This window comes from Amycolatopsis sp. VS8301801F10 (assembly GCF_046195355.1).
In the GTDB taxonomy this organism is placed as follows: Bacteria; Actinomycetota; Actinomycetes; order Mycobacteriales; family Pseudonocardiaceae; genus Amycolatopsis.
In genome coordinates this window covers 4,462,839-4,484,032 of the sequence record NZ_CP176065.1, presented here as the reverse complement: position 1 = coordinate 4,484,032, position 21,194 = coordinate 4,462,839, and the positions used below count along the sequence as shown (strand labels likewise).

27 protein-coding genes and 1 pseudogene are annotated in these 21,194 nt (G+C 70.7%); 14 read left to right on the top strand and 14 right to left on the bottom strand.

Going from position 1 to position 21,194, the window contains the following annotated elements; genetic code table 11:
* The first annotated feature begins 526 nt into the window (after positions 1-526).
* The 5 genes from F9C11_RS21375 to F9C11_RS21355 all read left to right on the top strand — a co-directional run bounded on the left by F9C11_RS21375 (position 527) and on the right by F9C11_RS21355 (position 4,939).
* Complete coding sequence (locus tag F9C11_RS21375; protein ID WP_409186643.1) at positions 527-1,330, top strand: SDR family NAD(P)-dependent oxidoreductase; 804 nt, start codon at positions 527-529, stop codon at positions 1,328-1,330.
* A 19-nt stretch (positions 1,331-1,349) separates the two neighbouring features.
* Positions 1,350-2,771 carry an MFS transporter gene (locus F9C11_RS21370; RefSeq protein WP_409186642.1) on the top strand — a complete coding sequence of 474 codons (1,422 nt, stop codon included), beginning with the start codon at positions 1,350-1,352 and terminating at the stop codon, positions 2,769-2,771.
* Between the two features lie 193 nt (positions 2,772-2,964).
* Positions 2,965-3,219 carry a hypothetical protein gene (locus tag F9C11_RS21365; protein WP_409186641.1) on the top strand — a complete coding sequence of 85 codons (255 nt, stop codon included), beginning with the start codon at positions 2,965-2,967 and terminating at the stop codon, positions 3,217-3,219.
* A complete protein-coding gene (locus tag F9C11_RS21360) occupies positions 3,216-3,761 on the top strand; it encodes an RNA polymerase sigma factor (protein ID WP_409186640.1) in 546 nt (181 codons plus the stop codon). Before F9C11_RS21365 ends, F9C11_RS21360 begins: the two co-directional genes overlap by 4 nt.
* Positions 3,761-4,939, top strand: a complete 1,179-nt coding sequence (locus F9C11_RS21355; protein WP_409186639.1) for an FHA domain-containing protein — start codon at positions 3,761-3,763, stop codon at positions 4,937-4,939. The genes F9C11_RS21360 and F9C11_RS21355 overlap by 1 nt, the downstream gene beginning before the upstream one ends.
* A gap of 15 nt (positions 4,940-4,954) precedes the next feature.
* Here F9C11_RS21355 and F9C11_RS21350 read toward each other — a convergent pair whose 3' ends face one another.
* From F9C11_RS21350 to F9C11_RS21335, 4 genes are read right to left on the bottom strand one after another with little or no spacing between them, the layout of a single operon-like run.
* The gene (locus tag F9C11_RS21350) at positions 4,955-5,263 is read right to left on the bottom strand and encodes a gas vesicle protein K (RefSeq protein ID WP_409186638.1); all 309 of its coding nucleotides are present in this window, start codon (positions 5,261-5,263) and stop codon (positions 4,955-4,957) included.
* On the bottom strand, positions 5,260-5,487 hold the full coding sequence (locus F9C11_RS21345) for a gas vesicle protein (protein WP_409186637.1): 228 nt from the start codon (positions 5,485-5,487) through the stop codon (positions 5,260-5,262). The genes F9C11_RS21350 and F9C11_RS21345 overlap by 4 nt, the downstream gene beginning before the upstream one ends.
* Positions 5,454-6,206, bottom strand: coding sequence for a GvpL/GvpF family gas vesicle protein (locus F9C11_RS21340; protein WP_409186636.1), 753 nt, complete (start codon positions 6,204-6,206; stop codon positions 5,454-5,456). The genes F9C11_RS21345 and F9C11_RS21340 overlap by 34 nt, the downstream gene beginning before the upstream one ends.
* Positions 6,203-6,541 carry a gas vesicle protein gene (locus F9C11_RS21335; protein WP_409186635.1) on the bottom strand — a complete coding sequence of 113 codons (339 nt, stop codon included), beginning with the start codon at positions 6,539-6,541 and terminating at the stop codon, positions 6,203-6,205. The genes F9C11_RS21340 and F9C11_RS21335 overlap by 4 nt, the downstream gene beginning before the upstream one ends.
* On the opposite strand from F9C11_RS21335, the gene F9C11_RS21330 reads away from it, so the two are divergent.
* Positions 6,542-6,958 (top strand): pentapeptide repeat-containing protein, encoded by a 417-nt coding sequence (locus F9C11_RS21330; RefSeq protein WP_409186949.1) that lies wholly within the window; start codon positions 6,542-6,544, stop codon positions 6,956-6,958.
* On the opposite strand, the pseudogene F9C11_RS21325 reads toward F9C11_RS21330, so the two are convergent.
* The 7 genes and pseudogenes from F9C11_RS21325 to F9C11_RS21295 form a co-directional block, all read right to left on the bottom strand.
* Positions 6,892-7,476, bottom strand: a pseudogene (locus F9C11_RS21325) (SRPBCC family protein); the annotation flags it as partial. The gene F9C11_RS21330 and the pseudogene F9C11_RS21325 sit on opposite strands and share 67 nt — an antisense overlap.
* A 127-nt stretch (positions 7,477-7,603) precedes the next feature.
* On the bottom strand, positions 7,604-8,176 hold the full coding sequence (locus tag F9C11_RS21320) for a hypothetical protein (RefSeq protein ID WP_409186634.1): 573 nt from the start codon (positions 8,174-8,176) through the stop codon (positions 7,604-7,606).
* A gap of 13 nt (positions 8,177-8,189) precedes the next feature.
* Positions 8,190-8,426: a gas vesicle protein GvpG gene (locus F9C11_RS21315; protein ID WP_409186633.1), complete on the bottom strand. Its 237-nt coding sequence runs from the start codon at positions 8,424-8,426 to the stop codon at positions 8,190-8,192.
* The gene (locus F9C11_RS21310) at positions 8,426-9,154 is read right to left on the bottom strand and encodes a GvpL/GvpF family gas vesicle protein (protein WP_409186632.1); all 729 of its coding nucleotides are present in this window, start codon (positions 9,152-9,154) and stop codon (positions 8,426-8,428) included. The genes F9C11_RS21315 and F9C11_RS21310 overlap by 1 nt, the downstream gene beginning before the upstream one ends.
* A complete protein-coding gene (locus F9C11_RS21305; RefSeq protein ID WP_409186631.1) occupies positions 9,151-9,588 on the bottom strand; it encodes a gas vesicle structural protein GvpA in 438 nt (145 codons plus the stop codon). Before F9C11_RS21305 ends, F9C11_RS21310 begins: the two co-directional genes overlap by 4 nt.
* A 17-nt stretch (positions 9,589-9,605) precedes the next feature.
* Positions 9,606-9,905 (bottom strand): gas vesicle protein, encoded by a 300-nt coding sequence (locus tag F9C11_RS21300; RefSeq protein WP_409186630.1) that lies wholly within the window; start codon positions 9,903-9,905, stop codon positions 9,606-9,608.
* Positions 9,906-10,120: 215 nt separating this feature from the next.
* Positions 10,121-11,035: a hypothetical protein gene (locus F9C11_RS21295; RefSeq protein ID WP_409186629.1), complete on the bottom strand. Its 915-nt coding sequence runs from the start codon at positions 11,033-11,035 to the stop codon at positions 10,121-10,123.
* A gap of 186 nt (positions 11,036-11,221) precedes the next feature.
* Between F9C11_RS21295 and F9C11_RS21290 the strand changes: the two genes are divergently transcribed.
* Complete coding sequence (locus tag F9C11_RS21290) at positions 11,222-11,965, top strand: S1 family peptidase (protein ID WP_409186628.1); 744 nt, start codon at positions 11,222-11,224, stop codon at positions 11,963-11,965.
* Positions 11,966-12,016: 51 nt separating this feature from the next.
* Here F9C11_RS21290 and ligD (F9C11_RS21285) read toward each other — a convergent pair whose 3' ends face one another.
* Together ligD (F9C11_RS21285) and ligD (F9C11_RS21280) are read right to left on the bottom strand one after the other, a co-directional pair.
* Positions 12,017-12,880: a non-homologous end-joining DNA ligase gene (gene ligD, locus F9C11_RS21285; RefSeq protein WP_409186627.1), complete on the bottom strand. Its 864-nt coding sequence runs from the start codon at positions 12,878-12,880 to the stop codon at positions 12,017-12,019.
* Positions 12,877-13,821: a non-homologous end-joining DNA ligase gene (gene ligD / locus F9C11_RS21280; RefSeq protein WP_409186626.1), complete on the bottom strand. Its 945-nt coding sequence runs from the start codon at positions 13,819-13,821 to the stop codon at positions 12,877-12,879. The genes ligD (F9C11_RS21285) and ligD (F9C11_RS21280) overlap by 4 nt, the downstream gene beginning before the upstream one ends.
* A gap of 126 nt (positions 13,822-13,947) precedes the next feature.
* On the opposite strand from ligD (F9C11_RS21280), the gene F9C11_RS21275 reads away from it, so the two are divergent.
* Entirely contained in the window at positions 13,948-14,316 is a 369-nt protein-coding gene (locus F9C11_RS21275) for a hypothetical protein (RefSeq protein ID WP_409186625.1), read from the top strand.
* 10 nt (positions 14,317-14,326) lie between these two features.
* On the opposite strand, the gene F9C11_RS21270 is transcribed toward F9C11_RS21275, so the two are convergent.
* Entirely contained in the window at positions 14,327-14,593 is a 267-nt protein-coding gene (locus F9C11_RS21270) for an adhesin (protein WP_409186624.1), read from the bottom strand.
* A 118-nt stretch (positions 14,594-14,711) separates the two neighbouring features.
* Between F9C11_RS21270 and F9C11_RS21265 the strand changes: the two genes are divergently transcribed.
* From F9C11_RS21265 to F9C11_RS21240, 6 genes are all read left to right on the top strand, one after another.
* The gene (locus tag F9C11_RS21265; RefSeq protein ID WP_409186623.1) at positions 14,712-17,204 is read left to right on the top strand and encodes an ATP-dependent Clp protease ATP-binding subunit; all 2,493 of its coding nucleotides are present in this window, start codon (positions 14,712-14,714) and stop codon (positions 17,202-17,204) included.
* A gap of 1 nt (position 17,205) precedes the next feature.
* Positions 17,206-18,465, top strand: coding sequence for a cation:proton antiporter (locus tag F9C11_RS21260; RefSeq protein ID WP_409186622.1), 1,260 nt, complete (start codon positions 17,206-17,208; stop codon positions 18,463-18,465).
* A gap of 144 nt (positions 18,466-18,609) precedes the next feature.
* The gene (locus tag F9C11_RS21255) at positions 18,610-19,026 is read left to right on the top strand and encodes a hypothetical protein (protein WP_409186621.1); all 417 of its coding nucleotides are present in this window, start codon (positions 18,610-18,612) and stop codon (positions 19,024-19,026) included.
* A 338-nt stretch (positions 19,027-19,364) separates the two neighbouring features.
* On the top strand, positions 19,365-19,703 hold the full coding sequence (locus F9C11_RS21250) for a hypothetical protein (RefSeq protein WP_409186620.1): 339 nt from the start codon (positions 19,365-19,367) through the stop codon (positions 19,701-19,703).
* 305 nt (positions 19,704-20,008) lie between these two features.
* Complete coding sequence (locus tag F9C11_RS21245) at positions 20,009-20,359, top strand: hypothetical protein (RefSeq protein ID WP_409186619.1); 351 nt, start codon at positions 20,009-20,011, stop codon at positions 20,357-20,359.
* A gap of 117 nt (positions 20,360-20,476) precedes the next feature.
* The gene (locus tag F9C11_RS21240) at positions 20,477-21,145 is read left to right on the top strand and encodes an ANTAR domain-containing protein (protein WP_409186618.1); all 669 of its coding nucleotides are present in this window, start codon (positions 20,477-20,479) and stop codon (positions 21,143-21,145) included.
* The last annotated feature ends 49 nt before the right edge of the window (positions 21,146-21,194 follow it).

The following is a 21,194-nucleotide window of genomic DNA, read 5'->3' as shown; positions in this document are numbered from 1 at the left end:
AGCGGCGGCGAAAACGGGCGGGCGAGCCCGCGGACCGGCCCGCCGCACCGCGGGGCGGACCCCGCACACCATCCGGCTCCGTTGCGGAAAAGCTATCCCGGACGGCTCACCGCGACGAATTCGGCAATAGTGGCGGCAGCGCTGTCACGAATGCACTCGGACAAGGCGACCCCCCTTGAGTGGAACGGAACCGCGATCCGGCGCCGGCCGGGCGGATTCCCGTCACGCTAAGTCTCGTTCACCTGCCCGACAAGCCGAATTCGCCGCAGTTCACTCGAACAGTCCAGCACCGCGAAAACCCGTGGTGCGAACAGCCGGAAACGTTTCGCCCGAACGGTCGCGAAGCATGCGCTCGGTCAGCGGTCGCCGATTACCCGGCGTTCCTCTTCGAATCCCCTCCGGCAGCAGCTCGAAGGTCCACAGAGGACACTCGACCGCCGGGATTGTCGTTGAAGGACAATGGCGACAAAACACCTGCGCAGCCAATCTTCACCTGACCGGGCCGCACGCGTGTTACCTTCGCTCGATGGGCGAATATCAGCGCGCGCTCGTCACCGGAGCGTCCGCGGGAATCGGCGAGAGCTTCGCCGAGGAACTTGCGTCACGTGGATGTTCCCTCGTTTTAGTGGCCCGGCGCGGCGCCTTGCTGGAAGCCGTCGCCGAGCGCATCCGGGAGCGCCACCGGGTCGAGGTCGAAGTCCTGGTCGCCGACCTCGCCGATCCCGCCCGGCTCGAACTCGTGGAGAACCGGCTGGCCGACGACCGCAACCCGGTCGATCTCCTGGTCAACAACGCGGGCGTCGGCGAGACCGAGCCGTTCGCCGACTGCCCGGTCGACAGCGAGCAGCGGACCTTGCTGGTCAACGCGCTCGCGCCGACCCGGCTGTGCCACGCGGCGCTCGCATCGATGACGAAACGCGACCGGGGCGGGATACTCAACATCTCCTCGCTGGCGGGCCAGCTCCCGGCTTTCCGCAACAGCGCGACTTACGGCGCGACCAAAGCGTATCTCTGCTCGCTCAGCGAAAGCATCCGGCTCGAATTGAAGGCGAGGAATTCCCGGGTCGCGGTCACCGTGGTGTGTCCCGGCTATGTGCCCACCGACCTGACCGCCGGGATAACCTTGCCGAGAATCGCGTGGGTGAGCCGGGAAAAGGTGGTCCGGGATTCGCTGCGCGGACTGTCCCGGAACAAACCGCTGGTGATCCCGGGAACTCTTTACAAGCTGGCGGCCATCGGCTCCCGGACCCTGCCCCGGGCGCTCGTCCGGCCGTTCGCCGCGGATTCCCCGAAAGACGCCGATGCGGTATCGAAGACCAGCCGAGGGTGACCGCCCGCGCGGGGAGCCCATGAATTCCGCGCGGCGGCGCTGCACCCTGATCGCGGTGTCGCTCGCGACCTTCATGGCCTACCTCGACAACAACATCGTCAACGTGGCGCTGCCGTCGATCCAGGAAGACCTCCGGTTTTCCGTGTCCGGCCTGGAATGGGTGGTCAGCGCCTACATCCTGGTTTTCGGAACCTTCCTGCTCTTCGGCGGACGGCTGGGCGACATCCACGGCTGGCGGCCGCTGTTCCTGATCGGCCTCGGCCTCTTCACCCTGTCTTCGCTCGTGGCCGGCCTGGCCGCCAGCCCGGGAATGCTGGTGGCCGGACGAGCTTGCCAGGGCCTGGGCGCCGCCGCGGTCACGCCGACGACCCTGGCGATCATCTCGGCCGCGTACCCGGACGAACGCCAGCGGGCCAACGCGGTCGGCGTGTGGAACGCCGTCGGGGCCCTCGCGCTCGCGGTCGGCCCGCTGCTCGGCGGAGTGCTCAGCCAGCACCTCTCCTGGGGCTGGATCTTCTTCGTCAACGTCCCGGTCGGCGTCGCCACGCTCGCCCTCGGCGCTTGGGCGATCCGCCTGCCGAAGCCTGCCGGGCGGAAACCGCCGCTGGACGTCGCCGGAACGCTCGCGTCCGGCGGCGCGTTGTTCGCATTGACGTTCTCTCTGATCGAAGGACACGATTCCGGCTGGGGCTCCCCGGCGATCGTCGGCGGATTCGTCGCGGCCGTGCTGCTGGCCGCGGTCTTCGCCGTGGTCGAAACCCGGGTCGCGCATCCGATGCTGAACATCGGCCTGCTGGGAGAACGGGTTTTCGGCGGCGGCGTCGCCACGATGTTCATCTGGGCTTTCGGATTGTTCGGGATTTTCTTCTTCACTTCCCTTTACCTGCAAGACGTCCTGCGGTTCTCGCCGACCGAAGCCGGGCTCGCCTTCGTGCCGATGGCCGTGCTCATGATCGCCGGCTCGGTGCTCAGCGGCTGGGCGGCCGCGCGGTTCGGCGCGCACCGCTCGGTGTCGGGCGCGATGGCGCTGATCGCCGCCGGCATCGCGGGCGCCGCACTGCTCGACGCGAACGCGACCTTCGCCGAGGTGATGCCGCCGTTGCTGGTGATCGGCATCGGCGGAGGATTCACCACGTCGCTGACCGCGACCGTGCTGGCCGCCATGCCCGGCCGCCAGGCCGGAGTGGCCACGGCCGTCTTCAGCACCGTCCGCCAGATCGGCGGATTGCTGGGCGTCACCGTCATCGGAGCCGTGCTCACCGCGCGGCAAACGGCGGAAGCGCACCGCGGAGCCCCGTTCCGCGAAGCGTTCCTCAGCGGTTACCACCAAGCGTTGCTCGTGGCGGCCGTTCTGGTGGCAGTGGGCGCGGTTATCGCCAACTTCGCTTTGCGCGCCCGGCTTCCGGGAAACGATCCTCGGCCATTCAGCACCGAGGACTGAGGGGAATCCGCGCCGGAGCACGAGCACCCCGCTATTGGCCGTCCGCCAGTCCCGGCCGGAGCGCCTCGCGGCGACCCGTTCGCCCTGGTCACCGGCTTCTTCCGGGAAATTTCCGAGAAACTTCGGCCGAGCACGGTCCCTGTCCGGCGGTCGCGGTGGTTCTCCCGGTGACACTGTCCGAAGGGAGACCCCGGTGCCGATCGACCACCTTGAGACCGACTATGTGCGCATTCCCCGGCCGCGTAGCATCGCCCGGATGCTGCTCGATTTCCTGCGGGTCCGCGCGGACGTCGCGGCGCGCGCGATACGGGGCGAGACGATCGTTTCGGTCACCGAGACCTTGAGCGCCTCGGGGTGCTCGGGCCGGATCGCGAGCCGGGAGCCGGGAGGCGAGTGGTCGGTGACGGTCGTCCCGGCCGCGGCGGGCGGGCTGCCCGAAGCGCGGTGACCGACGGCCCCGATCCGCTGCGGGTGTTCTACGAGCGGCACCAGCACCGGGTCCTCAGGTATCTGCGCCGGATGCTGCCCTCGGCCGAGGCGGCCGAGGACGTCGCCCAGGAGGTCTTCCGGGTGCTGTGCGCGAAATGGCTGCAGGAGGACGGGGAGATGCACGAGCCGGAGAACTTCCTGTTCCAGCTCGCGCACCACCGGATGTGCAACTGGCTGCGGCAGCACTCCCGGCGCCGCGAGCAGATCACCGACTTCCTGTACCCGGGCAAGGAAACGGCCGAGGCGCTGGTCCGGCACTCCGGCGAGTTCGCCGACCGGACGGCAAGCGTCGTCGACCTGGCCCGCGCCCTCGCCGCGCTGCCCGTCCGCCAGCGCCAGGTGGTGGTCTTGCGGTTCTACGCCGGGCTGACCCTCGAGGAGGCGGCGGCGGTGATGTGCATGTCGCCGTCGGGGGCGAAAAAGGCGACCGCGGCGGGCATCGAGACGCTGCAGAAATCACCCCTGCTGACCGGTTACCCCCGGACGGAGGTGCGCGAGTGATGACCAGCCCCTACGGCACTCCCCCCGCCCTGGACTACGCCGCGGTCCTGGCCTCGGTCGCCTCGGCCGGCGACGGCGAACGCGCCCGCTTGCAGGCGATCGCCGACGAGTCCGAACTCGCGCACGACGCCTACACCCTCGGCGTCGACCATCTGCAGCGCGAAGACTTCCCCGCCGCGTTGCGCCGGCTGCGGATCGCCCTGCGGCACGGCCGCGACGACGTCCTGCCGCTGGTGGAGCACTGCGAGCGGCGCATCGCCGAAGACGAACGCGCCGCGGCGGCCGTCCAGGCGCCGCACGAGGAACCACAGGTCGCCGCGGCACCGGCGGTTCCGCACCGCCTTCCCGCGCGGACGACCGGGCCGGGAAGCGTTTCGGCCGACTCGCTCCGAGCCGGGGTCGCGCTCCAGGACTCGCACACGAGCCTCGCCTACGGAGCCGTCTCCTCGGTGCCCGGCACGCTGTTCGCGCTCGCCCTCACCGGCGGCTACGCGAGGGGGCCCGGGGAAAACCACCGGATCCTGTTCGGCCGCAACCGGCCCGAGGTGCACGTGTGCATCGGCGAGGACGACCCGCGGGTCAGCAGGCAGCAGGGCATCCTGGAGCACCACGCCGGCCGGTGGTTCGTGCGGAACACCGGCCGGGTCCCGCTGCGGGTGGGCGAGCTGCTGCTGTTCCCGGACGAGGACCCCCTGCCGCTCGGGAACGGCTTCACCCAGGTGTTCGTCCAGACTCCGCGGCGGCTGCACCTGATCGAGGTCTACGTCACCGGCCCGGGGAACGAACGGCCCGCCCCCCGGCACGAGGAACCGACCCAGGCGCCGAAGCGCTGGGCGCTCTCCCCCGCGGAGCGGCTGGCCCTGGTCGTGCTCGCGCAGCGGTATCTGGCGTCCGAATCGCAACCGCGACCGCTGACCATGCGCGCGGCCGCGGGTCAGCTCGCCGAACTGCAGCCGGAGGAGCGGTGGACGCCCAAGAAGGTCGAGCACCTGGTCACCGCCGTCCGGACCCGGCTGGCCCGTTCCGGCGTGGAGCGGCTGACCCGCGAGGAGGTCGGCGACCCGGTGGGCAACACCCTCAACCACAACCTGATCCAGGAGCTGATGATGTCGACCACCCTCATTCCCCGGGACCTCGCGTTGCTGGAGGACGGCTGCCTCAGCCCGGACCCCCGCTGACCGGCGGCGGCGCGGTCACAGCAGGGTCCCCAGCGGGCCCAGGTCGAGGTTCAGGTCCGCCGCGGAAAGCCCGTACCGGTCGCGGAGTTCGGTCAGCCGGTCTTCGAGCAGCATCAGGGTGAGCCCGAGCCGTTCCTCCTGCGCCTCGGTCAGCCCGCCCTCCTCGACGCGGCGCAGGGCCTGGCGTTCCATCAGCTGCCGGAGCAGTTCGACGACGGTCAGGACCAGCTTCATCAGGTCGCGTTCGACCGTGTCCGCGTCGGTTTCGAGGCGGGTGGGCAGCACGCCGGCCGCTGCTCCGAGCAGGCGTTCGGCCTCGTTCATCGTGGCTCCTTTCCCCAGGGCGCCGGGCGGTCTTCGCGGACCGAGGTGATCAGGGCGCGCAGGGAAATGTGCACCAGGTCGACCTCGGCGACCGACAGCACGAGGTCGCCGGTCAGCACCACGCCGCCGGCGAGCAGCCGGTCCAGCAGGTCGACCAGGGCGAGCCGGTCGGTTTCCTGCGCCGCGGCCGTCACGAGGTCCCCGCGAAGGAGTACGGCGCCCACGGGCCGGTGACCTCGACCTCGATGCCGGCGACGTCCGATCGCCGCAGGTCCGCGAGCCGGGCCAGGAACCGGTCCCGGCCGGTGTCGGGCACCAGGCAGGCCAGGTTGAGGATGTTGCGGTCGGCGCGGCCGGTCAGGGCGGGATCCTGGGTGCGGTGCCGGTGGACGTCCGCGGACAGCTGCGCGAGTTCCTTTTCGATGCGCTCGGCGACCTCGGCCGCTTCGGTGGCCCGGGCTTCTCGCGTCTGGCGTTGGCGAAGCCGCTGGCGCAAATAGGAACGTCCGTCCGCGGGCGCCTCGGCGGGAGTTTCCGGCGCCGGGGGACCGCCGAGCGAGGCGAAGACTTTCACCCCCCATTCGGCATGGCCCCGGACCCGGCGCAACGCCTCCGCGAACGACGCGGAATGCTCGGCGAGCATTTCCCGCACCCGCTGCTCGTCCTGGTAGATCGTCGCCATCCGCAGCGGAAGCACGCCGGTCCGGCGGCTCGCCTCGGCCACGACGGCGTGGTGCGCGCGGGCGATTTCCTCCAGCCACGGAAGGCTTTCCAGATTCTCCCGCAGCGCGGTTTCGGCGAACTCCTCGTCCGGGACCGGGCTGGCCAGCGCGGTCAGCCCGGTCCCGGAAATGGCGGAGACGGGAGAGCCGCGCAGCCCGGAAATGCCTTCCGCCGGGTTTTCCGCCGCGAATTCGGCGACCGCGTAGCAATACCAGCTCACTGTTCCGCTCGCTCTCCCCGCGCGAGTGCGAGTTGCGCGCGCAGTCGTTCGTTCTCCTCCAGCAGATTCTCGCGCCGCGTGCCGGACGACAGGGACGGATCGTGCTCCCACCAGTCGATGCCCATTTCCTTGGCGCGCTCGACCGACGCGACCAGCAACCGGACCTTGACGGTCAGCAGCTCGATGTCGAGCAGGTTGACCTGGATGTCCCCGGCGATCACGATGCCCTTGTCCAGCACCCGTTCCAGGATGTCGGCGAGGTTCGCGCCGCCGCCGGAGCCCGCCGGGCGGGACACTCCGGCCGGCCTCCCGGCGGACAGGCTGGACTCGCTCATCTGCTGCCTCCTCGTCACCGGGCCGCGACGGCCCGGCGGCTCCGCGGACGTTCGTCCTCGGGCTCGTCGTCGTCCTCTTCGTCCTCTTCTTCCTCGTCGAAGTCCTCGTCTTCGTCTTCCTCGGGAAGCTCCTCGTCCTCGGGCTCTTCGTTCTCGGGCTCTTCGTTCTCGGGCTCTTCGTTCTCGGGCTCGTCGTTCTCGGGCTCGTCGTTTTCGGGCTCGGGCCCGTCCTCGTCTTCGCGCACCTGCTCCGGGGTGCGCACGACCTCGCCGTCGCGGATCTCGCCGCGCCAGCCGTCGCCCGACGCCTCGCCCGCCATCGTGACGAACCGGCGGAAGTGCTTGAGGTCCAGCCGCGCCCGGCGGCCCTGCGCCCGCCAGATGTTGCCGGTCTTCTCGAACAGCCCGGCCGGGTAGTACTCGATGACCAGCAGGACCTTCGTCAGGTTCGGGGCGAGTTCGTGGAAGGTCACCACGCCTTTGATCGTGCCCTTCGCCCCGTCGGTGGTCCACGCGATCCTTTCGTCCGGGATCTGCTCGGTGACCGTGGCCTTCATCGACCGGTTCGACCAGAAGATCTTGAACCGCCACTGCGAGGTCGTGTCGCCGGTCTGCTCCGCGCTGACGACGCCCTTGGCGAAACTGCTGAACTTCTGGAATTCGGTCCACTGGTCGTAGGCCTCGCGGACCGGCACGCCGACGTCGATGTCCTCGACGATGTTGATGATCTTCTTGCCGCCGGAACCGCGTTTGCCGAACAGGCCGGACACGGAATTCTTGATCGCTTTTCCGCCCGCCTCGACCGCCGCCCGGACCGGAGACTTCCCTTCGGCGATCTTTTCGCCCGCGCTGAACAATCCCTTCAGCGAGCCGCTGCCGCCCGCGTCGGCCAGCCGCCGGGACGCTTCCCCGAGTTTGGAACCCGCCGAGGCCATCATCTGTTCGGCTTTCGCCTGCGCGTACTCCTCGCCGGCGTGCAGCAGCTGCTCCGCCGCGGGATTGCGCGAAGCCAGTTCCCGAAGTTTCGCCAGGGGACCGATTTCGTCGCTGTCAGAACGGGTTTCAGCCACGATTCACCCCCGCGGCACCGGAGGAACGCTTCTGCGTACGGCCTCCCGAGGAGGCCCGTTTCCGCGTCGTTGAGCTGCCGGAGGTCTTGCGCGCGGGCTTGCGCTCCCCTTGCGAAGTGCTGCGCGGCTTCTTGCGCGCGCGAGCCGGGGCGTCGCTTTCTTCCGCGCCGCTGTCCTCGGCGTCGTCGGGCTCGTCCGGTTCCTCTTCGTCCTTTTCGGACTTCTGGCCGGTGACCGCCGACGGAAGACCAGCGGCCTTGTCCCGCAGGTGGCCGGTGTGCTCCTGCAGCGAACCGGCCAGCCGCCCCGCCTGGTGGGCCAGGATGTCCGCGGCCAGGGTCTTGCCCGCGCCCAGCACCTCGTCCCGCACCTGATCGCGGACCCCGGCCAGCTCGGGCGACGAGGCCAGCTCGCGCGTGACGTCCGACAGCAGCTTCTTCGGGTCCAGGTTCAGTTTCTTCCCGACGAGCCAGGCGCCCATGGTGATGGCGAGTTTCGCCTTTTTCCGTCTCCCGAGCACGTAACCGCCGACCACGGCGGCGGCGATCTTCATTCCCGGTGTCATCTGTTCGCTCCGTTCATCCGGCAGCCCCCCGGTCGAATTCTTCGAGCAGATCGAGTATTTCGTCTTCCCTGCGGTCGAACTCCTCCTCGCTGATGCCGCCGGCCACCAGTTCTTTTTCCAGGGCGGCCAGCTCCCGCTGCAGCTGCGCGATCTGCTCCTGTTCGGCGGCCTCGACGACGTGCCCGGTGACCCAGGCGACGGCCCGCACCGGCGCCAGCGGAAGCAGAAGCAGTTCGCCGAGCAGTCCCACTATTGGTCCTCGGCAAAGCTGTAGGGCGGCAACGGTCCCTGTGCGCGGACCTCCGCCACTTCTTCGACCAGGGTCGTGAGCCGCTGCGCGGCGTCCTGGAATTCGGTCAGTTTCTCCTTGGGCACCAGGAATGAGCAGTTGAAGAAACACCCGTCGACCCGCGGGCCCGGGGAATGCTCGGCCGCCAGCGGAAGCAGGTAGCCGAGAATCGCGTCGGCATCCTCGCGCTCGCGCTGCTCCAGCCGACCGGCGACCAGTTCGCCGAACCGGACCTGTTCCGCCTGCCCCCGGCCGGCGTCCTCGCGCAAGGTCGCGGCCAGATTCCGGATTTCCTCGTCCCCCGCGAGAATCTGCCCCAGGACGACGTCTTCCCGGTGCGAGGCTTTGACGTTCATCTCCACGTGCCCGCGAACGCGTTGCAGAACAGCGGTGTAGACATCGGCTTTGGCCGCGATCTCTTCCGCCACCGCGGTATCGTCCTCTGCGACGACACCGAACCGCATCGGCAAGGTCGGGCCTTCTTCGCACAACGCCTGCAGGATCTCCTGGTGGGCAAGAAGATCCCGGCGTTTCGCCCGCAGTTCGCCGTCGACGTCGCCGACCACGGCGCGGAGCTTGTCCCCGGCGGGGAGCACCCGCGCGGGCGCCGCCGACGGTCCGACGCCGCGCAGCCCGCTCACCTCGGCGGGATGGTCGGCGAACGTGATGCCGTAAAGGTAAGTGCTCATTCGCTCGACCTCGCGGTGCTGCGGCGGCTGCGGCTGCGCGGCTTTTCCTCAGCCTCTTCGCCGTCCTTGTCGCTGGACTTCTGGAACTGCTCGGCGAACGTCTCGACCGCACCGGTCAGCGCGCCTTTGGACTTCCCTTTGGCGCCTTTCTCGGTCACCTCGCCCAGCAGGTCGGGCAGCGTCGTGGCGCTCGAAGCCCGGGTGAGGTCCAGCCGGTTGCACGCCTCGGCGAACCGCAGGTAAGTGTCCACACTGGCCACCACGATCCGCGCGTCCACGGTGAGCAGTTCGATGCCCACCAGCGAAACCCGGACGAACGCGTCGATCACCAGTCCCTTGTCCAGGATCAGTTCGAGAATGTCGTACAGGTTGCCGGTGCCCGGCCCGCGTTGCAGCTGACCGTTCGCACCGGACCGTCCCGTCGCCATGGTCATGAAATCGCCTTCCCTTCCTACACGTCGACCTGGCCGCGCGCGTACCGCCGGACCTGCTCGTAGCCGAGGAAGCCGCCCTGTGCGTCGACCCGCACGCAGTACGTGGCCATCAGGCTGGTGGTGTCCGGAACCCGTTCCAGCTCAAGCACTTCCACCAGCAGCTTCCATCCGTCGCCGTCCTTGGTGAACGCCGACACGGACTCGATGTCCTTTTCGGTCAGCTCTTCGAACACCGCGCGCGCCTCGCGCATCAGCCCGGCGGGCGATCGGCTCTCGTCAGCCATCGCGCCTCCGGCCGTCGTCGCGTCCGCTCTCATCAGGCCGAGGAAACATGTGGGGTCGGCTACCCGGGCCGCACCGGCCAAAACTGGCTACTCGTCAGGAAAATCGAAAATTGGGCCGAACAGCGCAATGCCGCCCCGCCAGACAGCGCAGGCGGCGAACCCTCAGTAGCCGACCGCTCGCGAAGCGCTTCGCCCCCAACGGAAGCGTCGTCCGTCCATTGAGGACTCAAGCGTCCTCAGTGGACGAATCACCAGCGCCACCGCATTCCGTGAATTCCCGGCCCCTGCCCGGTCCGGATCACGTGCGCCGGCACCCCGGGCCGCACCCGCGCCTCGGCGGTCTCCAGCTCGGGCCCGGTCGGCGATTCCTGCCGGTACGACACGCATTCCGCGGGCATCGCGGCCGGATCGAAGCGCACTTCCAGCAGGTGTTCCGCGATCGGCAGCCGGAAGCGCCGGTCGTAGCGCGAATCGGGCTCCTCGTCGCGGAACGCGAACCGGTACTCCACGATCCCCGTCTCGCCGGGAGCCAGCGGATGGTCCAGCACCAGCTCCGTCACCGAAAACGCCTGCTCCGGCGCCGTCCGCACGCAGCCGGGCCGGCAATAGCGCGCCGACACCAGTTCCGGCGACCGCCCCGGGGTGAACCCCCGCAGGGCCACGATGCGCACGAACGCCGGTTCGTCCAGCGCCCGCAGCACTTCCCGCACCCGCAGGCTGCGCATCCGTCCTCCGGCGTCGACGTGCAGAGTCTCGTGCACGCTGACCGATTCCGGCGAAGAGTCCTCGAACGAGTTCAGCACCATCGGCAGCAGGCTGCGGTTCTCCCACAACCGGTCCCAGCGCGCCGCGCGCGGGACTGGAGCGCTGGTGCGCGGCAGGTCAAGCAGCGCCCGCAGCGCGCCCGGCGGCACGTCCAGCACCGGTTCCAGCAAAGCCAGCGCCCGCAACGATTCCGGCCGTTCCGGACGGCTGCGGCCGGTGCGCCACGAGCTGAGCGTGGTCGTGCTGACCGGCACGCCGGAGGCCGCGAGCCGTTCGCGCAGCCGTGCCAGGCCGAGGCCGCTGCGCTCGATCGCGAGCGTGAGGGCGCGCTCGAAGGGCCCTTCGGCCAGCGCCTGGGCCAGCCGCTCCCCGCCCGGAGCCGGGGCGAACAACCGCATTGCGCTCTCCTGGAAAAAACGGACCGGTCTCGTCGGATTCTCGGCACCCGTTCACCGGTTGGCAACCCGCCGAAAGTCGCGTCGGCGCCGCTTGCCCGCTACGGGCGGTTCGGCGGATTCCGCCGCCCGTCCGCGCTGCTTACGTTCGAAAACGTCCCCATCGACACCACTTCCCCAAGGAGCGACATGCGCGCACTCACCCGGGCCCTCGCCGTGCTGACCGGTTCCTGCGCGGTGCTCGGCGCGTTCGCCGTGCCCCCCGCGTCCGCGAGCCCCTCGGCCCCCGAGGCCCAGCCTTCGATCATCGGCGGCAGCACCGCGCAGAACCCCGGCTACATCACGCGGTTCAACGGGCACGCGAACGGCTACACCTTCTTCTGCACCAGCACGCTGATCGGCAGCCGCTGGGTCCTCACCGCGAAACACTGCATGTACGACAACAACGGGCAGCGGCTGACCGACATCGACCTGTACATCGGCTCCAACAGCGCCAGCGGCGGCGTGCACGCCAAGGCCGCCTCCACCTATGTCTACTCCGGCGGCGACCTGGCGCTGATCGAGCTGAACACCGACGGCGGCAGCACGTTCGCCCGCCTCGCCAGCAGCTCCAACGACGCGCAGGAAGGAGACAGCGCGACTGTCTACGGCTGGGGTGCGACGCAGAGCACCGACGAGGGCCACCACCAGTCGAGCGTGCTGAAGAAGGCCGACGTCACCATCACGAACACCCAGGACAGCGACAACGCGGGCGGCCCCGCGATCACGGCGAGCACCCCGAACGGCGCGGTGGCCGGCGGCGACTCGGGCGGCCCGATGGTCGACAACGGCGTCCAGGTCGGCGTGTGCTCGACGAGCGACCGCTCCAGCGTCACGACCTACGGCAGCGTCGCCGCCGGGCGGGACTGGATCCAGCAGGTCTCCGGGGTCTGATCAAGCCGGCGGGTGCCGGAGGGGTAGTGCGCATCCCTCCGGCACTCAGCCTCAACCGAGCCTCTCCAACGCCTTCTCCGCCGACCCGGCGTCCTTCCCCATCTCCCGCCACGGATCGGCCTTGCGCGCCAGCCTCCGGTGCAGCTTCTCCGGCCCCCAGCCGTCCGGCTCGGCCTTGCCGAGTTCCGTCCAGTCCAGCGGGGTCGCCGAGGCCGCCCCGGGGCGGGCGCGCAGGGAGTACGGGGCCACGAAGGTCTGGGCGTAGCCGTTGCGGTTCGCGTCGACGAAAATCCGGTCGCCGCGCTGGTCTTTGCGCTGGGCGGTCGTCAGGCGGTCCGGGTCGGCGGAGGCGACGCGGTCGGCCAAGACGCGCGAGAGTTCCAGGACCACGTCCGTGGCCGCCGTGGCGTCGAGGGGGGCCACCACGTGGAAGCCGCGACCGCCGGTGGCCTGCAGATACGCGGCGAGACCGGCGTCGGCGCAGTGGTCCCGGACGCGGCGGGCCGCGGCGCGCAGGTCGGCGACGTCGGTGCCGTCCGGCGGGTCCAGGTCGAGCACCAGCAGGTCCGGCTTCTCTGGAGCGTCCACAGTGGACAGCCAGACGTGGAACTCCACGGTGCCCTGGCCGGCCAGGTACAGCAGGGAATCCTCGTCGTCGCACACGACGTAGTCGTCAGTGCCGCCGCCCCGGCGCGGCACGCGTGCGGTGCGCAGCCACGACGGGAAGTGCTCGCCCGGATGCTTCTGGAACCAGCCCTGCGCGTCGATGCCGTCCGGATACCGCCGCAGCGTGAGCGGACGGCCGCGCAGATGGGGCAGCATCGCGGGCGCGACCGTGCGGTAATGCTCGGCGACATCGCCCTTGGTGAGGCCGTCGCCGGGATAGAAAACCTTGTCGGGACGGGAAATCTTCACGGCTGCTCCCGGATCACGTCGGCCGGTTTCTTGTCCTCGCGCAGGCCGGCGAACCTCGGATGGCGCAACCGGCCGTCGCGCGTCCATTCGGAAAACCCGATCTGGGCGACCAGTTCGGGCCGCACCCAGTGCGCCCCCGGCTCGCGCACCGGATCGGCGAACGGCGAGCGGCCGGTTTCGCGCCGGGTCAGCTCGGCGTGCAGCGAGGTCAGCAGCCGGCGGTCGAAGCCGGTGCCGACCTTGCCCGCGTACCGCAGCCGCCCCTTTTCGTGGTAGCCCAGCAACAACGCGCCGAAGCCGATCCGGCTGCCCCGCGGAGCGGTGAACCCGCCGATGACCATCTCCTGTCCCTGCTGGCATTTGAACTTCAGCCAGTCCGGCGAGCGGCCATGGCGATACGGCGCGTCGGCGCGTTTCGCGATCACGCCCTCCCAGCCGCGACGGCACGCCTCCTCGAAGTACTTCTCCCCCTCGGTGTTGCGGTGCGAGGACAGGCGGAGCGGGTCTTTGAAAGCGAAGGCGGTGCGCAGGATCGACTTGCGTTCGCGCAGCGGGAGCGGCGTGGTGTCCTGCCCGTCGTAGTACAGCAGGTCGAAGAGGTAGTAATACACGCGCACGCCGGTCGCCCGGGCTCGCTCCGGATCGGTGAGGTGGATACGGGGCTGGAGCGCGGCGAAACTGGTCTGGTCGCCGTCGAACGCGACGATCTCTCCGTCCGCGACGAACCGCGGTCCGCCTTGCGCGGCAAGGGCTTCCACGATCTCCGGGTAAGCGTTGTCCATCGCCTTCTGGTTGCGGGAGTACAGCGTCGGGGTGCCGCCGTCGCGCACGCAGACCGCGCGCACCCCGTCGAGCTTGCGCTCGTAAATCCAGCCTTCGGCGGAAAACCGGCGGTCGGTGAGCGTGGCGAGGGTCGGCTCGCGCCAGCCGGGGCCGGTCATTCGAGGTCCTTCGAGGACATCCCACCACCTCCGCTCGCCCGGGTGCCCGCGCACCCGCGGCGCGAAACGTGATTGACGGCTCGCCGCCGGGGTAAGCGGACGGTTCCCGGCAGGCAGGAGCGACCCATGGCCCCCCTCGCGGACGACCTCGTCCTCGCGACCCGCACCGGCGACCTCGACGAGGTAGTCCGGCTGCTGGGCGAACTCGACGCCCTTCCCACACGGCAGCGAGTGCTGCGCGGCCTGGTGCACCGCTGCGCCGCGGCGGTCCATGACCGGTTCGGCCCGCGGCCCGACAAGGCGGTGTTCACCGCCGTCGCGGTGGGCGCTGACGTGGACGACCTCGCCCCCGGCGTGCGGGCGGCGTTGCGTGCGGTGCTGGCGGAGTTGAACGGCGACCTCGAGGCCCGCGAAGTACAGCTCAGCCTCGCCGCGCGGGAACCGCGGCTCACCGGGGTGGTGCACTGCCTGCTCTGGGCCGCCGACCTCCCGTGAACCCCGCGCTTCACCGCACGGTGAACCCGCCGTGCTCGCCGACGACCAGCACCCGGCCGTCCAGCTCGTCGGAGCTGGCCTGATCGAGGAACACCCGGGCGCCGGTCTCGTCGTCGGTCAGCACCGTGTCCGTCTCCGTGGCCAGCGCGGACACCGAGGTCGCCAAGTCCGCGGAACCTTCGCGGGCAGTGATGCGCAGCCCGCCCTCCGGCGCGACGCCCTGTTCGGTCGCGAGGCGCTGGATGGTCCGGGCCGCGTCGGGATCGATTTTCAGCATGGCCTCCGGGTTACCCGCCCGGTCCGCGGCTACCCGGGCCGTCCGTTTACCGCGCCGGGCAGCGGGTAAGCGGATTCCCGACCCCGATTCCGAGCAGTCCTGAGATGTGAGCGCTCCGATGACCGGATTTTTCCCGCCCGGGCAGGGAAACAGCCCGTTCGACCAGTTCCTGGCGCAGTTCTTCGGCCAGGCCGCGCCCGGCCGCCGCGGCTATTCGGTCGACGTGTCGCGGCTGCTCAACGACCCGGCGCGCGGGCTCGTCGCCGAGGCGGCGGACCGCGCGGGCTCCTGGGGCGGGCGGCACGTCGACACCCAGCACCTGCTGTGGGCCGCGACCCGGCTGCCCGCCACCGCGCGGGCGCTGACCCGCGCCGGGGTCGACCCGGCCAAGGTCGCCGAGCGCATCGAACGCGACCACGCCGCGACCGGCGAGACCACCGCTTCCGCGCTGGCCCCGGGCGCGAAACGAACGCTGATCGACGCCCACCAGCTCGCCCGCGGCCTCGGCTCTCCCTTCATCGGCCCCGAGCACCTGCTCGCCGCGCTCGCCGCCAACGAGGAGTCCGAAGCGGGCCGCATCCTGCGCGAAGAGGGCGTCACCCTCGACCGCCTCCGGCAGGATTCCCCCGCGGACAGTCCGGCGGCGACCCCGCTGCAGGACACCCCGACGCTCGCGCAGTACGGCGAGGACCTCACCGCCCGCGCCCGCGAAGGCCGGATCGACCCGGTCATCGGCCGGGACGACGAGATCGAACAGACCGTCGAGGTGCTTTCCCGCCGCACGAAGAACAACCCCGTGCTGATCGGCGAGGCGGGCGTCGGCAAGACCGCGATCGTGGAGGGCCTCGCGCAGCGGCTCGCCGACGACGACGTGCCCGACCTCCTCAGCGGCCGCCACGTCGTGCAGCTCGACCTCACCGCGATGGTCGCCGGCACGCGCTACCGCGGCGATTTCGAGGAGCGGATGTCCGCGCTGCTCAAGGAGATCCGCGAGCACCGCGACCAGCTGATCGTGTTCGTCGACGAGCTGCACGCGATCGTCGGCGCGGGCGCCAGCGAGGGCAGCGGCGGCCAAGGCGCGGGGAACATGCTGAAACCTGCGCTCGCCCGCGGCGAGCTGCACATCGTCGGCGCGACCACGCTCGACGAGTACCGCACCGGCATCGAACGCGATCCGGCGCTGGAACGCCGGTTCCAGCCGATCCTGGTGCCCGAGCCGACCGTCGAGGACGCCGTGTCGATCCTGCACGGCCTCCGCGACCGCTACGAGGCCCACCACCAGGTCCACTACACCGACGACGCGCTGCGAGCGGCCGTCGACCTGTCCGACCGCTACCTGACCGAGCGCTTCCTGCCGGACAAGGCGATCGACCTGATCGACCAGGCCGGAGCCCGCGTCCGGCTGCGCGCGCGGACCAAGCCCGACGGCCAGCGCGAACTGCAGAGCAGGCTCGACCAGCTGTTGCGCGAGAAGGACCAGGCGGTCGCCGAAGAGGACTTCGAACGCGCGTCCTCGCTTCGCGACGAGGTCGCCGAGCTGCGGGAACGCCTCGGACAACCCGTCGAGCGGCCGGGCGGCCCGGTCGAGGTCACCGACGCGGACATCGCCGAGGTCGTCTCCCGGCTGACCGGCGTGCCCGCCGCCCGGCTCACCGAAACCGAACGGGAACGCCTCCTCGGTTTGGAAGAGCACCTGCACGAGCGCGTGATCGGCCAGGACGACGCCGTGCGCGCGGTCGCCGAAGCGGTGCGGCGGTCCCGCGCCGGGCTCGCCGAGCCGGACCGGCCGTTCGGCAGCTTCCTGTTCCTCGGCCCCACCGGCGTCGGCAAGACCGAACTCGCGCGGGCGCTGGCCGAAGCGCTGTTCGGCGACCAGGACAGCATGGTCCGCATCGACATGAGCGAGTACTCCGAGCGCCACACCGTCAGCAGGCTGATCGGCTCGCCGCCGGGGTATGTCGGATACGAGGACGCCGGCCAGCTCACCGAGGCCGTGCGGCGCCGCCCGTACTCCGTGGTGCTGCTGGACGAGGTCGAAAAGGCGCATCCGGACCTGTTCAACGTGCTGCTGCAGGTCCTCGACGACGGCCGCCTCACCGACGGCCGCGGCCGCACGGTCAACTTCGCCAACACCGTGCTCATCATGACCAGCAACCTGGGCTCGGACCTGGTCGGCAGCTCGACGCACGGCGCGCTCGGCTTCGTCCAGCCCGCCGACGGCGACGGCGACCAGCTGCGCGAACGCCTGATGCGGCGGTTGCGCGAATCGTTCCGGCCGGAGTTCCTGAACCGGATCGACGAGATCGTCGTCTTCCGCCGCCTGGAAGCAGGCCAGCTCGACCGGATCACCGAACTGCTGCTGGAGCGCACGAAACGGCGGGCGCACGCCCAGGGCCTCACCGTCGAATTCACCCCGGAGGCGGTGCGGCGGATCAGCGAACTGGGCTACGAACCGCAGTTCGGCGCGCGGCCGCTGCGGCGGGCGATCCAGCGATACGTGGACAACCCGCTGTCGAGCAAGCTGCTGTCCGGCGACGTCGCGCCCGGCACCGTGGTGCGCGTGGACGCGGGCGGCGACGGCCTTCGCTTCGATCCGTCGGCGGCCGCCTGAGGTGCCGGCTCTCCCGGTTCTGTTCGGCGTAGCCGGACTCCTCGCGCTCGCCGCGGCGGTACTGCCGAAACTCGTCGCCGACCGGCCGTTCTCGACCCCTCTGGTGATGCTGCTCGCCGGGCTGCTGCTCGGCCTGCTGCCGCTGCCGTACCTCGGCGGCTGGGCCTCCCCCGCCGAGCACGAGGGCGTGGTGGAATCCTTCACCCAGCTCGGCATCGTGCTCGCGCTCGCGGGCGCCGGCCTGTCCGTGGACCGGCCGTTCGGGCTGCGCGGATGGATGTCGCCGTGGCGGCTGCTGTTCGTCGCGATGCCGCTGTCGATCGCGGCGGTCGCGCTGCTCGGCTGGTGGTGGCTCGGGCTCGCCCCCGCCGCCGCGCTGCTGCTGGGTTCCGCGCTGTCCCCGACCGACCCGGTGCTGGCCGGCGACGTCGGAGTCCCCGACCCCGGCGCGGAGCCGGATCTGGCGCGGGACAACGAGATCCGTTTCACCCTCACCACCGAAGCGGGCCTCAACGACGGCCTCGCCATGCCGTTCGTCCTCGTCGCGCTGCTGCTGGCCGGCACGCCCGTGTCGATTGGCGCCGACGTCCTGCTGCCGCTGCCGATCGGCGTCGTGGCCGGGCTCGTCGTCGGCAGGCTGCTGGCGTGGGCGTTCTTCCGCATCCCGTCGTCGCGTTTCCGCCTGGCCGAATACTCCGACGGGCTGGTCCTGCTGGCATTGGCCTTCCTGCCGTTCGCGGTCGCGGAACTGCTGCACGGCAACGGTTTCCTCGCCGTGTTCACCGCCGCGGTGTGCGTGCGGACCAGCGAGCGCTCGCACGGCTACCACGAGGTCCTGCACACCTTCGGCCGCCAGCTCGAACGGCTTTTCGTCGCCATCACGCTGCTGGGGCTGGGTTTCGCTCTCGGGGACGGCCTGCTGCGCGGCGTCACGCTCCCCGAAATCCTGTTCGCGGCCGTCGCCGTGTTCGTCGTCCGGCCGCTGACCGGCATCGGCTCGCTCCTCCGCTCCCCGGCCCGCGGACGCGCCGCGCTGGCGATCGCGTTCTTCGGCGTGCGCGGGATCGGAACGCTCTACTACCTCGCCTACGGACTCCACCAGGCCGGCCTGCCCGGAGCCGGGCGGCTGTGGCGGGTGGGCGCGCTGGCCGTGGCGCTGTCCGTGCTGATCCACGGGATCCTGGCCGCGCCGGTCATGCGCCGGGTCGAGGAGCAGGGAGCGCACGTGCCCCGGCGCCTCCCCGGGGAATCGGGTCATTGAACGAGCGGTAATGCGAAAGAATATTCCGCCGGACTTTTCCCGCGCGTCACCACATCGGGCGGGAATGGGGCGGGAGAAACCGGGAATCCAGTGCGGTGAAACCGGACCCGGTTTCGCTCGAAGAGTCCAGAAAGGAAGTCCACTATGAACAGGACTGTGCGCCGGATGCTCGCCGCCGGAGCAATCGCCCTCCCGCTGACGCTGGGAGCCGCCGGAATCGCCTCGGCCGACACGTACGCCGACAGCACAGCGGCGGCGGGCCCGTACGGCGCCTTCCACAGCGCGACCTACGCCTCGACCCACGGTTCGGCTGACGGCGACGAGGACTACGGCCAAGGCTCCGCCGCGGTCTATTACGAGGAAAACGCCGCCGCGACCGAGGACGGCTCGAGCAGCGACTACACCTACGCCGATTCGGATCACCGCGGCGGCGTCCGCTACGTCCACGGCGAACACGCCGCCGGACCGGAGGGTGCGTATTCGTCCCACGTCAGCGCGAACGCGGGCGGCGAGCACCATCACCACCATAGTCCGGGCCTGGTCGGAGACCGGGAACGGTAACCCCCCGCTCCGCGCCTGAGGCCGGCCGGCGGCGCCCCTCCCCGAAGGGGCGCCGCCGGATTCCCCCAGGCCGTTCCGGGAGCGAGCCCTGCGCCGTCCTCTCCTCGAGGGGCGGCGCAGGGCTTTTCGCCGTGGATTCTCATTGCCGGACAAGGAAAACCGCCAGCGCTCCCCCCATCGGGTTACGGAAATCCCGGTCAGGGAATCGCGACCCGACACGATGGTGGAACGAAGTGGAAACCGATTGCCTTCCGCCGCTAGGTTTCTCGACGCACCCGGGCGGACGGCACGCCCCGTTCGCCTGACGCGATCCTCACTTCCCCAAGGAGAACCACCCCATGCTGAAGAAAATCGGCTTCGCCGCGGGCGCGGTCGCGGCCGGCCTCCTGCTCGCCGGCGGAACCGCCTCGGCCGAGGACCCCGGCCCCCACGGCGGGGACGGCCAGGCCGGCCTCCTGAACCTGGACAACACCGACGTGCTGCACAACGTCAACGCCACCCTCGGCCTGTGCGGCAACGACGTGAACGTGCTCGGCGTCCAGGTCCCGGTCCGCCACTCGCTGAACGGCATCGGCGTCCCGATCCTGTCGCCGGGCGGCAACACCGCGGCCGGCGAGACCCCGTACAACTGCGCCGCGGGCGCGGTCGTCGACGGCGGCAGCGTCCAGCACCACTGAGCCTTCGCGCCCCGGCCCGCCCGCGGAAGCGGCCCGGGGGCGCGAAGTCCGGCGGTTCGCCGCACGCGTCGTGCGGGCCCGCCCGGGCCGGGAACGTGTCCGACATTCCCGGGCCTGGCCCAGGGAGGCCGCGACGCGCGGCGACCCCGGCACGGCGGGGCCGGTGCGCACTTGCCCAGGGGCGCACCGGCCCCGCCCGGATCACCCGTTTCCGCTGTCTCCGGCCGCCGCGCCCAATCCGCGACGGCCGTTCCCTTTCTTCCCGCCGAAGCGCGGCGGGTTGTTGTCGGCAAGGAGTTTCACCAGTGATCAAGCAGCTCGGTTTCGTCGCCGCGGCCCTCGCCGCGGGGATGGCCATCGCCGGCGGGACGGCTTCCGCCTCCGGGGTCGCCGTGTCGGACCACCCGGGCGTCGACGACGGCCAGGCCGGTCTCGCCAACGTGCAGAACCTGGACGCGGTGCACAACCTGAACCTCGTCGGCGGGGTGTGCGACAACGACGTGAACGTGCTCGGCGTGCAGGTTCCGGTGCGCCACGTCGCGGACGGCGTCAACGTGCCGGTGCTCTCCCCCGGCGAGAACGAGGCCGAGGGCAAGACGCCGCACAACTGCGCCTCGGGCACCATCGTCGACGGCGGTTCGGCGCAAGGCCACTGACGGCCGCGTGACCGCGGCCGCCGCAGGGAGCACCTGCCCGCGGCGGCCGCTTCGCTGGCATGCCTGGCTCCGGCATCGTGCGCCGGGGCCTTTTCGTTGTGCGCACTGGAGGATTCGGTGAACCTGCCACCGGCAGAGGCGCGCGGCCGCCTGTCCGTCGGTGTCGAGTACGAGCCGTCGGCCGTGACGCTGACCGCCGCGGGCGAAGTGGACCGGCTCACCGCCTCGACGTGGCGGGAAGCGTGGGACGGCTTGCGGCACGCCGGAGTTTCCGCGCCGGTCGTGCTCGCGGACCTCACCCGCGTCACCTTTTTCGGCTCGAGCGGAACCCGCGTGCTGCGGGAAGTGCTGGAGGAAAACCGGAAACTCGGCCGGACGCTGACGGTCGCAGCATCCCGCCCGGTGCGACGGTCGGCACAGATCGCCGGAATCGCCACACGGCTCACGCTGTGCGAGACGCTGGCCGAAGCACGCGCCCGCACCGGGGCGCCCCCGGCCGGAAAGCCGGGCAAAGACCCGGCAGACCTCGTCCGGTGCCTCCGCGCGGAAAACCAGCAGCTGCGCGAAGCACTGGAGAGCCGCGCGGTGCTGGAACAGGCCAAAGGCATCGTGATGGCCCGCCAGCAGGTCTCGCCGGACGAAGCGTTCGAGCTGCTGCGCCAGCTTTCCCAGCACACCAACGTCAAGCTCCGGGAACTCGCCGCGCAAGTGGTCAAGTCCGCCGCCTGCGCCAAGGTGCCCCCGGCCTACCTCAACCGAGCTGCGGCACGCCGCCAGGAAAACTGACCGGCAGCCAACAGAAACCGCGAGCCTCACGGCCGCCGTTGAAGCAGAT

Excerpts from the sequence above, each read along its gene's own strand:
- F9C11_RS21375 (WP_409186643.1), top strand. The coding sequence starts at position 527 with ATGGGCGAATATCAGCGCGCGCTCGTCACCGGAGCGTCCGCGGGAATC.
- F9C11_RS21370 (WP_409186642.1), top strand. The coding sequence starts at position 1,350 with ATGAATTCCGCGCGGCGGCGCTGCACCCTGATCGCGGTGTCGCTCGCG.
- F9C11_RS21355 (WP_409186639.1), top strand. The coding sequence starts at position 3,761 with ATGACCAGCCCCTACGGCACTCCCCCCGCCCTGGACTACGCCGCGGTC.
- F9C11_RS21350 (WP_409186638.1), bottom strand. The coding sequence starts at position 5,263 with ATGAACGAGGCCGAACGCCTGCTCGGAGCAGCGGCCGGCGTGCTGCCC.
- F9C11_RS21335 (WP_409186635.1), bottom strand. The coding sequence starts at position 6,541 with ATGAGCGAGTCCAGCCTGTCCGCCGGGAGGCCGGCCGGAGTGTCCCGC.
- F9C11_RS21320 (WP_409186634.1), bottom strand. The coding sequence starts at position 8,176 with ATGACACCGGGAATGAAGATCGCCGCCGCCGTGGTCGGCGGTTACGTG.
- F9C11_RS21310 (WP_409186632.1), bottom strand. The coding sequence starts at position 9,154 with ATGAGCACTTACCTTTACGGCATCACGTTCGCCGACCATCCCGCCGAG.
- F9C11_RS21305 (WP_409186631.1), bottom strand. The coding sequence starts at position 9,588 with ATGACCATGGCGACGGGACGGTCCGGTGCGAACGGTCAGCTGCAACGC.
- F9C11_RS21300 (WP_409186630.1), bottom strand. The coding sequence starts at position 9,905 with ATGAGAGCGGACGCGACGACGGCCGGAGGCGCGATGGCTGACGAGAGC.
- F9C11_RS21295 (WP_409186629.1), bottom strand. The coding sequence starts at position 11,035 with ATGCGGTTGTTCGCCCCGGCTCCGGGCGGGGAGCGGCTGGCCCAGGCG.
- F9C11_RS21290 (WP_409186628.1), top strand. The coding sequence starts at position 11,222 with ATGCGCGCACTCACCCGGGCCCTCGCCGTGCTGACCGGTTCCTGCGCG.
- ligD (WP_409186626.1), bottom strand. The coding sequence starts at position 13,821 with ATGACCGGCCCCGGCTGGCGCGAGCCGACCCTCGCCACGCTCACCGAC.
- F9C11_RS21275 (WP_409186625.1), top strand. The coding sequence starts at position 13,948 with ATGGCCCCCCTCGCGGACGACCTCGTCCTCGCGACCCGCACCGGCGAC.
- F9C11_RS21270 (WP_409186624.1), bottom strand. The coding sequence starts at position 14,593 with ATGCTGAAAATCGATCCCGACGCGGCCCGGACCATCCAGCGCCTCGCG.
- F9C11_RS21265 (WP_409186623.1), top strand. The coding sequence starts at position 14,712 with ATGACCGGATTTTTCCCGCCCGGGCAGGGAAACAGCCCGTTCGACCAG.
- F9C11_RS21255 (WP_409186621.1), top strand. The coding sequence starts at position 18,610 with ATGAACAGGACTGTGCGCCGGATGCTCGCCGCCGGAGCAATCGCCCTC.
- F9C11_RS21250 (WP_409186620.1), top strand. The coding sequence starts at position 19,365 with ATGCTGAAGAAAATCGGCTTCGCCGCGGGCGCGGTCGCGGCCGGCCTC.